Raw genomic sequence first — 9,213 nt, 5'->3', positions numbered from 1 at the left:
TGGGAATCGAGACTGTATCTAAAGTCTCCCTTATGCCAATATTTGTGGTTCATTGTAACCAACAATTCGTGCAATGCCTTTGTATCCATCAGGTGGAAGAAGGATGAACCCTTTAGCGCCTCCAGGCACCTCAGGTACTGGGGATAATCTGATCGCATCGCTATTTAAGAATAAATAATGTTTCAATTGGTTACGTAAAATTAGTGATATTAAGGAATCAGTATTCATAAGATTCAGCTAATATTTTTTGGACCCCTAAAAAACTAATTTCTAGTGGATATAGCTGCCCGCATTAATGTCGATCGTAGTGCCTGTGGCGTGGTCCATGGCTCCTGAACTCATAAAGCCAATCAAAGGCGCGATATCTGTAACCTCGGTAAGTTTATTTAAAGCAATTTCATCCAGCACCTTAGCCTCCCCGTATTCTCCAATAAACTGTTCGGCCATGGCGGTCCTTGTAAAGCCAGGTGCTATTACAAAGGCCTTGATGTTATACTTCCCAAATGAACGGGCTACACTACGTGCCAGTGAAGTGAGTCCCCCTTTGGAGGCTGCATATGCAAGATATTCCTCGGTCTCTCCGCGGAAAGCAGCTCTGCTGCCTATGTAGATGATCCTTCCGGAACTATTCCCCATAAAATGATCTAAGCCTACCTTGGTCAATAAACCTACTGCATCTAGATTAACAGCAAGTGTTTGTTTCCAAACTCTATACCAGTCCTTTATTCCCGCATCCATTGGATGCGGAATAAAAACCCCTGCATTTAGAATGAGTGTATCAATCTTCCCCAGAAAATCTACCGCCTTTTCAAATAGTAAAAGCACTTCCTCACTATTAGCCAAATCTGCCTGCAACGCCTTTGCATTGGCACTTCCATATTTTTCAACAAGCGAATCCGCCTGAACCTTACCAGAATGATAGTGCACCCCAACTTTTGCCCCGTGTTTCAAGAGATAATCGGCTATACCGTATCCTATGCCCTTGGAAGCACCCGTTACCAAAATGTTTTGTCCTTTGAGGTTCATTTTAAATAATTGTGTGGATCAATAAAAATAAATAAAAAAGAGCAGATTTATCTGCTCTTTAGTTTTTAGGATAATCTGTAAATTTATGGATCTGGTGTAAGGGCGAGCTCAAAATTTAATACCGTTTTATTACCGACTACTATTTCAATAGTTTCTACCGATGAAGTATCATATAGATCTAAGGCTGCTATAACGTCATAGCTTCCCGGATCGAGCCCCATGATCATGTAGGCCCCTGTTTCATCGGTAAACGATGTTGTTATTTCTTCACCATCCTGGGATACAGTGATCTGGGCGCCTGCCAATGCAGTACCATCTGCCATATCTGTTACTACTCCTGCTAAAGTACCTGCGGTAGCCATGTTGCTAACTTTAATGACCGGTTTAAAAATGAAACCATTAAATTTTGATATGTCCCTGATATTCCCGCGAGGTACAAATGACCTGCTTACATCAAAATCTAACAACAGATCTGCCGATAACCCTCCCGCTATCGTTAAAGCCGGTTTAATTTTTACTTTAATCCCTGATTGCTCGCCACTGGGAATTTTTAAGTCGTATGTAGTGCTTTCATCATCGTTCATTACCACATTAATACCTTTGGCATAAACTCTCAATTGATCATAAGTGCCTGCAGGGATCTCTGTATCAACCAGGGATTCGGTAACCCCATTGGTAAGGTGGAGGAGGTTTATATTTATTTCCTCTTCCATCAAGACAACGATGGACGTACCATGGTGCATATCTTCTGATTCGTTTCCCATATTTTCCTCATCTTCCATGGATGAACCATCTTCTGTATCGTCCTTCTGACGCGCCTCTATTTTATATATGGTAACATTGGCCTCCGAGATGAGGTCTAGCGGAAAGGGAGCATCTGTAAGTTGTATGGTGAGTCTCCCCACACCGTTCTCTGTTGCATCATTGTCCGTACATCCTGTAAATAATATTAATAATATTCCCAGAAATGCATAAAGATATTTCGTTTTCATAGTTCTACTATTATATTTATCCTTTAGTTAAAAAGCCTTTAAAATTACTCCTTAAGTAAATGATAGCCCAGTACTTTCCGCTATTTTCGATGAATTACATTAAGTAAATACTATAAAAACGAATTTTATATGGGTTAAAATTTGCCAACAAAAAATGGAACAAACGTCCCATTTTTGATTACACTAAATCTTATTTTTATACCAATTTAGCATTCAGTGCCAATTCTGCTTTTAAGAGCTGTGAAATAGGACAGGTCTTTTTGGCCTCGTTGGCGATCTTAACAAACTGATCACTACCTATTCCGGGAACCTTGCCTTCTAGATCGAGCGTGATTTTGGTAACGTTACCATCTTCAAAAAGAACGCTTGCCGTGGTATTCAAATCGTCCGGGGTAAATCCGGCCTCGCCCAGCAAAAAACTTAATTTCATGCTAAAACACCCTGCATGGGCCGCGCCAATAAGTTCTTCCGGATTGGTTCCAATACCGTCTTCAAATCTGGTTTTAAAGGAATACTGGGCTTTATTAAGAACGGTACTTTCCGTACTTACAGTTCCTTTTCCTTCTTTCCCACTCCCCTGCCAGTGAGCACTTGCTTTTCTTGTAAATTTCATTATTATATATTTTATAGGTTTGATTTATAATACACTATATATATTTATTTAAACGTTTCATTTAATAGCAATTTCAACTCCTCCCAAGAAGCCTTATCTGCTTTCTCCTGATAGGCCAATGGGAGACTAAACTTCTGACCTAAAGAATCTGCCCCTTTACTGGTAAAGGCGTGTTGTGCCCCTTCATAGGCAATGTAGGTATACTCTGCTCCTATCTCATCCATCGCTGCTTTGTAAGCAACCACTGATTCCGCAGATACAAATGGATCGGCTGCGCCATTACATACGAGGACCCTTGCTTTTAGATTTTCGTTCGGCATAATGGGCAACTGCACCCCGCTGTGGAAGGCAGCAACAGCATCCAGATCTTCCCCGGCATTGGCCATGGTCAACACCACACTACCGCCAAAACAATATCCAATAGCTGCTATCTCAGTTGAATCTACAGAGGGTTGTGATTTTAAAAGTTCTAAAGCCGATTTGAATCTCGCCTTCGCCTCATCAATATTCTTCATCACCATCCCGGAAAATTTTCCGGCATCATCAGGATGATTTGCCTGCTTGCCATCGCCATACATGTCTACTGCCAGGGCAGTATAACCAAGCTCAGCAAGCATTCTTGCTCGTTCGCGTGTGTAATCATTGTGCCCCCACCACTCATGAACCACGATAATTCCGGGTCGCTTTTCTTTTATAGAAGTATCATAAGCCAGGTATCCTCTCATGGAAGTAGATTCAGTAGTGTATGTTACTTCCTCTCCAACAACATAAATTTTAGTAATTTCCGGAGTTTGCGTTACTTCTTCCTTTTTATCCATCTTACAAGCCCCCATGATAAGAGCTAAACTAACGACTGCAATCCAAACACTTCTTTTCATTTGTGTATTCTATTATTGATTTGATGCTAATTTACGAATTACTTAGCTTTTGAGCAGAGGTCAGTTTCGATGTTTTTTTCTCATAATCTAAATATCCTTTTTCTCCCGAAGTGTAGAATGTACTTTCATCCCATTCCGCTAATGGGAGACCTTGTTCAAAACGTTCTGCCAGGTACAGATGTGAATTTTTGTGTTTTGCAAAAGATCATCCTACATCTTTTTCCCAGATGCCAGGTCATATATATAATTAATCATTAAGATACGTTTTTACAAGGGCCGGTAGTGCTCTGTAATTTTAGTAGTGTAGGCACTAATCTTGTCTGCTTATTAAGTTCTTTGGATAGTTTTTGGGGTATCTTTACACAAATTTATTATAGCTTTCCCATAGTAAAAGTACCAATGAATTACATTCAAATAGTTACACTCTTTCTTATAGTATCTTTTTTGTTTTTTGGCACCAGCTGTTTCTTGCTGCCAAAAATGAAATTTGAGTTCGATCGTTATGGACTACCTGATAAAAGAAGACTCGTGGGTGGATTACAATTATTAGGTAGCCTCGGACTGATAATTGGTCTGCTTTTCACGCCGGTTTTGATCTTGATCTCTTCGGCGTGCCTGTGCATTCTTATGCTGCTGGGTGTGATAGTCCGACTAAAAATAAACGATCCCTGGTTCGCTGTCTTACCAGCTCTAAGCTATTCCTTTTTAAGTGGTTTTCTGTTTATCCGGATACTCGAAATTCTATAGGAATTCTGCCTTATCCGTAAAAATGATGACCAGACACATAATCATAAACAATGCTGCGGGAAATGATTTTATCAGTGGATCATTGATACGGAAGTGCATTGATATAGATCCGGCCAGAAGAAGTGCAAGCCCCGATGCAGCTACCAGTTTTAAGTCGGGATACCATATGGCCACGATCAGCATTATCGCTAAAACTACCTTTAAGGTGCCAATAACATAACAAAACCAGGCCGGAAGGCCATACACTTGAAATTCTTCTAAGATAGTGGTGGCATTACCACCGCGCCATCGTGTTGCCTTGTTGTATTGTAGTAGCCAAACGTTAAGAATGCTTAATCCAACAATGCCCTGCAGTACCATAATTGCTATCTCCATTTCTTTTTTTTTTATTTCAAGTTACTAAATATAATATTTTGCAAGGAACCTATTTCCATTTTCTGAGAATAATCTTTGCACAATCTCATCAGCACTTATCTCGTTTTCCGGATTTTGAAATATAGCCTTGCTGATATAATTATAGGCATGCCTTTCCAGAAAGTCGGCCAGGAAAGGTAATTCCTCCGCGGTCCAAAATCCGTTGAGAGGATCAATGATCCCATCAAAATCGGATCCGATCGCCATGCAGTCCCACGCAAATAGTCCATTCGAATCCAAAACAGTGACAATATGCTCTAATTGATTCCAAAGCAATTCAGAACGGTAGTGCATTATCTTATGTCGCTTTATTGAATGCTTTGTTTTTTTTAAAGTAGCCTTGTTTGTCAGTCGCCTTTCGTCTAATTGCAAACCAATAATACCGCCAGATCTGGCTAATCTGATCAGTTCTTCATCATAAAAATTTATCGAAGCCGGGTTTAGCACCTTTGCCGTTTCAGGAGACCCCGGAACAGGATTTGAAAATGAAGTAAGACCATTGCAGGCCCCATGACTAATGATAATGGGAATGTCCTTAAATTCATCACCACCACTGTCTAATAGCTCATAGTATTCTTTACGGGCTGTGGGGCTCATATGTTTTATATCTGGAAGGATTCGATTGCCATCTGAATTATTTAACATACGTTCCAGCACCTTTCTACCCAGGGGTGTAAATCCGGTTTCTAATCCTTCTGATTGATCAGCATAGTTCGTGATAATCCCTGTAAGACTAGGTGCCTGGCCGCATAGATGATTCCAGAAATGATGGGCAATAGTGATAAAGAAAGGGCGAAACTGCCATTTCTTAATTGCGTTTATGTTAATTAAAACCTCCTGTTCATCAGGCTCGGTTCCCAATCCAGTATTTAACACGTGGAGACCTTCAATAGTAATGATGACCGCAATTGTTTGAATTTTGGAAGTCGATTCTTCAGACCTTATCTTTTCAATCTGCTTATAATTCCTGACCAACTTATATCTGTAACGTCCCCCTGCAATTTTAAAGATCTTTCCATCTAACTGCTGATAAAACATATACTGCTGTACAAGATCCTTATAGTAATCCTGCATGCCCTGTATATGATCTACCCTCTTTGCCCCTATGCCCAAAGCGAAGTTGGAAGCCAGATCCAGCAACAGTTCATTGTTAAATTTATTTCGAACAAACCACTTTTCTAAAGGATATAGGGAGACACAAACGGTACTCACACCTCCCAATGAAAGGGCAGTAAAATTAGATTGTGAAAATTTGGTGAGTCCACTCAGATAATTCAGCAGTTTGTCAAATGGAGATGGGGGATCATAGTACCAAAGGCTTTTTTTTCGCCTTCTGTCACCACTGTTCATTCCTACCGGTTTATCCTTAAAACTTTTGCCAAAAGGTTTTAAGGCAGGATGACAATGAAGATCTATATAATTGTTTTTAGAAACCATGACGCCGAGCTACAGATTGCCTCAGTTGCCGGGGATTAAATTGTCCGACCGATATAATCATTAATTTTTAGCCCCGTATATTATTTATCCAAGGTACTAACCAGGTTTTGCTGTATATGATTGGGTACTGCCTTAAACGATGAGAATACAGCACTAAAAGTAGCTTTTCCTTGGGTCAAAGATCTCAGATCTGTTGAATACCGGTAGAGTTCGGCTTCGGGAACCGCACATTTGAGGATCTGAAAGTGATCAATACTATCTATCCCCTGTATGATGGATCGCCTGGCTTGAAGATCTGTCATTACGCTTCCTACTGTTTCCTCAGGAACTTTTACGGTTACTTCTTGAACTGGTTCTAAGAGTTTTGGATTCGCATTCAGGAAAGCTTCCTTAAAGGCATGAGCCCCTGCGATCTTAAAGGCGATATCATTGGAGTCTACGGGGTGCATTTTACCATCGTAGACCATGACCCTGACATCTCTGATAAAGGATCCTGTGAGTGGTCCGGATTCCATTACTTCCAAAATTCCCTTTCGTATCGAAGGCAAATAACGAATATCTATTACCCCACCTACAATGCAATTGTAAAACAACAATTTTCCACCCCAGGGGAGATCAATTTCTTCCTTACCTCTGATATTGAATCCTTCAGGTTCGGGCATTCCTTCTTTCCAGGGTTCTATCTTCATATGAACCTGTGCAAACTGTCCTGCTCCTCCAGATTGTTTCTTATGACGATAACTGGCCGTAGAGGTTCTCTGAATGGTCTCTCTGTAAGCGATCTTAGGTGGCTCAAAATGAGCTTCAATTCCATAATTATTCTTTAAGCTCCATTCTATGGTAGCTAAATGCAGTTCACCCTGGCAGCCAAGGATCATTTGCCGCAATTCTGAGGAATATTCAATGATTACCGTGGGATCCTGAATATGGATCTTTTTGAGGGCATCACTTAATTTTTCTTCCTCCTGTTTCTTAACGGCAGATATTGCCCTCCTGGTTCTTGAAGCAGGATACTGTATTGGTTTGATGGTTACAGGAGAACCATCTAAGTACAGAGTATCGTTTGTTTCTGTATGCTTTAGTTTTAAGCTTGCTCCAATATCACCAACCGTTAGCTTATTCACTTGCTCCCTCTTCTTCCCATCCATGATGAACAATTGGTTAAAAACCTCTGTCTCATCATTTCTTGAATTAACAAGTCTGTCATTTACCCTTACCTCCCCGGATTTTACCTTAAAAAAAGTGATCTGTCCTAAACTCGGCTGAAATACCGTTTTAAAAACAAAAAGAGCGGTTGAAGCTTCTTTCTTCCGCTCAATGGTCTTACCCTCCACAGATTGCTCCTGCTTCAGATCTGCTGCCGCTGGCGCTACATTATCAATAAAGCCCATTAGTCGGCCGCTTCCCATATCATTCAGTGCAGAGACACAAAATACCGGGAACAGTTCATGGTTTAACATACCCGCCTTAATACCTTGTCTCATTTCATCTTCATTTAAGGTGCCTTTTTCAAAGAATAATTCCATTAGGTTTTCATCGTTCTCTGCAGCCTTTTCCACTAATTCATTATGAAGCATATCGGCACGCTCCTTCTCATCTTTCGGAATAGGTAGTTTTTCAGGTTTCCCTCCTTCAGGACCAAACTTGTAACATTTCATTTTCAACACATCGATGATGCATTGAGCCCCATCCATCTTAATGGGATATTGGATCAGGACAGCATTGTTTCCTACAAGTGATTTTATACTGGAAAAGCTAGATTCGAAGTCTGCATTCATATGATCCATTTGGTTAACCACAAAAACTGTTGGTTTTTGGTAGTTGTCTATATAACTCCAGATGATCTCTGTCCCTACTTCAACGCCATTTTGAGCATTGATCAAAGTTAGAATGGTATCCGCCACGCGGATAGAGGAGATAATTTCACCAACAAAATCATCCAGTCCTGGAGTATCTATAATATTTATCTTGTAATTACGCCATTCTGTGTGCAGGGGGGTGGCAAAAACGGATGTACCTCGCTCATGCTCAATTTCGTGATAATCCGAGACAGTATTCTTATTTTCAACTGTACCTCTCCGGTTAATCAATCCTGCTTCAAATAACATTGTTTCCGCCAAAGTGGTCTTACCACTTTGATGCGCTCCAACAAATACAACATTTTTAATGTGCTTATCATCGAATACTTTCATAGTCTTAGGTATTTAGATCGTATTAAATAAACTAAAAGCCACATCAAAAAGGAATTATAGAAGGGACTTTCTCAAGGATGCAATTGCCAGAGTCAGAATCGGATAAAGATGGCGTTCAACTCCAATTACAATGCATACTAATTTACTGCTTTTTCACTTCAAAAACCACAAAAAAAGGTCAATATTTTAAGAAATACTATCCCATTCTTCAGGAAGGTTTATAGTATAGGAATGGGTAAGTCTTTAAACCGATAAATCAGGAACTATGGATGCTGTTTTTCTCTTACAAATGGAACAAAACGAACGGGCATCAGCGACTTGCTTTTGATCTTCCCATTTTTCTTCGTTAGCAACATTAATTGTCGAACGCCCTTATGTGGACCAATAGGAATTATCATCCTTCCATTTTCAGCCAATTGTTCTACCAGAAAAAGAGGAATATTCTCAGCTCCTGCGGTAACTATTATGGCATCAAAAGGAGCTTTCTCCTTCCAACCATAGTATCCGTCCCCAATTTTTACGGCAACATTATGGATGTTTAAGTTTTTCAACCGTTGAACAGCCTGTTGTGCAAGATCGTTAACTATCTCAATTGTGAAAACGGTATCGATCATCTGGGATAATACGGCTGCCTGATACCCGGATCCTGTCCCAATTTCCAATACTCTGTCCGGCGCTTTTAAATGAAGTGCCTGCGTCATATATGCCACCATAAAAGGTTGTGAAATGGTTTGCCCTGAACCAATAGGCAGGGGCCTGTCATCATAGGCAAATGGTTTTTGTGATTCGGGAACAAACGCCTCTCTGGGAATCTTCCCCATCGCATTTAAAGTGGCTTTATTTGTAATACCACGTGGTTTCAATTGTTCTTCCACCATCCTATGCCTTTGTACGGGATAATCATCCTGGGCAAA

9 protein-coding genes are annotated in these 9,213 nt (G+C 40.4%); 1 reads left to right on the top strand and 8 read right to left on the bottom strand.

Going from position 1 to position 9,213, the window contains the following annotated elements; translation table 11 throughout:
* Positions 1-270: 270 nt before the first annotated feature.
* From Q0X72_RS11815 to Q0X72_RS11800, 4 genes are all read right to left on the bottom strand, one after another.
* Entirely contained in the window at positions 271-1,026 is a 756-nt protein-coding gene (locus Q0X72_RS11815) for an SDR family oxidoreductase (RefSeq protein ID WP_297765626.1), read from the bottom strand.
* 83 nt (positions 1,027-1,109) lie between these two features.
* Entirely contained in the window at positions 1,110-2,018 is a 909-nt protein-coding gene (locus Q0X72_RS11810; protein ID WP_297765623.1) for a DUF4382 domain-containing protein, read from the bottom strand.
* 196 nt (positions 2,019-2,214) lie between these two features.
* Positions 2,215-2,631, bottom strand: a complete 417-nt coding sequence (locus Q0X72_RS11805) for an OsmC family protein (RefSeq protein ID WP_297765620.1) — start codon at positions 2,629-2,631, stop codon at positions 2,215-2,217.
* 44 nt (positions 2,632-2,675) lie between these two features.
* On the bottom strand, positions 2,676-3,509 hold the full coding sequence (locus tag Q0X72_RS11800) for a dienelactone hydrolase family protein (protein ID WP_297765618.1): 834 nt from the start codon (positions 3,507-3,509) through the stop codon (positions 2,676-2,678).
* Positions 3,510-3,908: 399 nt separating this feature from the next.
* On the opposite strand from Q0X72_RS11800, the gene Q0X72_RS13975 reads away from it, so the two are divergent.
* Complete coding sequence (locus Q0X72_RS13975) at positions 3,909-4,256, top strand: DoxX family protein (protein WP_367180456.1); 348 nt, start codon at positions 3,909-3,911, stop codon at positions 4,254-4,256.
* Here the strand turns inward: Q0X72_RS13975 and Q0X72_RS11795 are convergent.
* The 4 genes from Q0X72_RS11795 to Q0X72_RS11780 all read right to left on the bottom strand — a co-directional run.
* The gene (locus tag Q0X72_RS11795; protein WP_297765616.1) at positions 4,251-4,631 is read right to left on the bottom strand and encodes a DoxX family protein; all 381 of its coding nucleotides are present in this window, start codon (positions 4,629-4,631) and stop codon (positions 4,251-4,253) included. The genes Q0X72_RS13975 and Q0X72_RS11795 overlap by 6 nt on opposite strands.
* Before the next feature lie 24 nt (positions 4,632-4,655).
* Positions 4,656-6,107, bottom strand: coding sequence for a membrane dipeptidase (locus tag Q0X72_RS11790; RefSeq protein ID WP_297765613.1), 1,452 nt, complete (start codon positions 6,105-6,107; stop codon positions 4,656-4,658).
* Positions 6,108-6,187: 80 nt separating this feature from the next.
* The gene (locus Q0X72_RS11785; protein WP_297765610.1) at positions 6,188-8,299 is read right to left on the bottom strand and encodes a translation factor GTPase family protein; all 2,112 of its coding nucleotides are present in this window, start codon (positions 8,297-8,299) and stop codon (positions 6,188-6,190) included.
* Positions 8,300-8,562: 263 nt separating this feature from the next.
* A partial coding sequence (locus Q0X72_RS11780) for a protein-L-isoaspartate(D-aspartate) O-methyltransferase (protein ID WP_297765607.1) occupies positions 8,563-9,213 on the bottom strand: 651 nt, incomplete at its 5' end.

This window comes from uncultured Muriicola sp., from assembly GCF_947258935.1.
Taxonomy (GTDB): domain Bacteria; phylum Bacteroidota; class Bacteroidia; order Flavobacteriales; family Flavobacteriaceae; genus Muriicola.
This window is presented reverse-complemented; position numbering and strand designations above follow the sequence as displayed.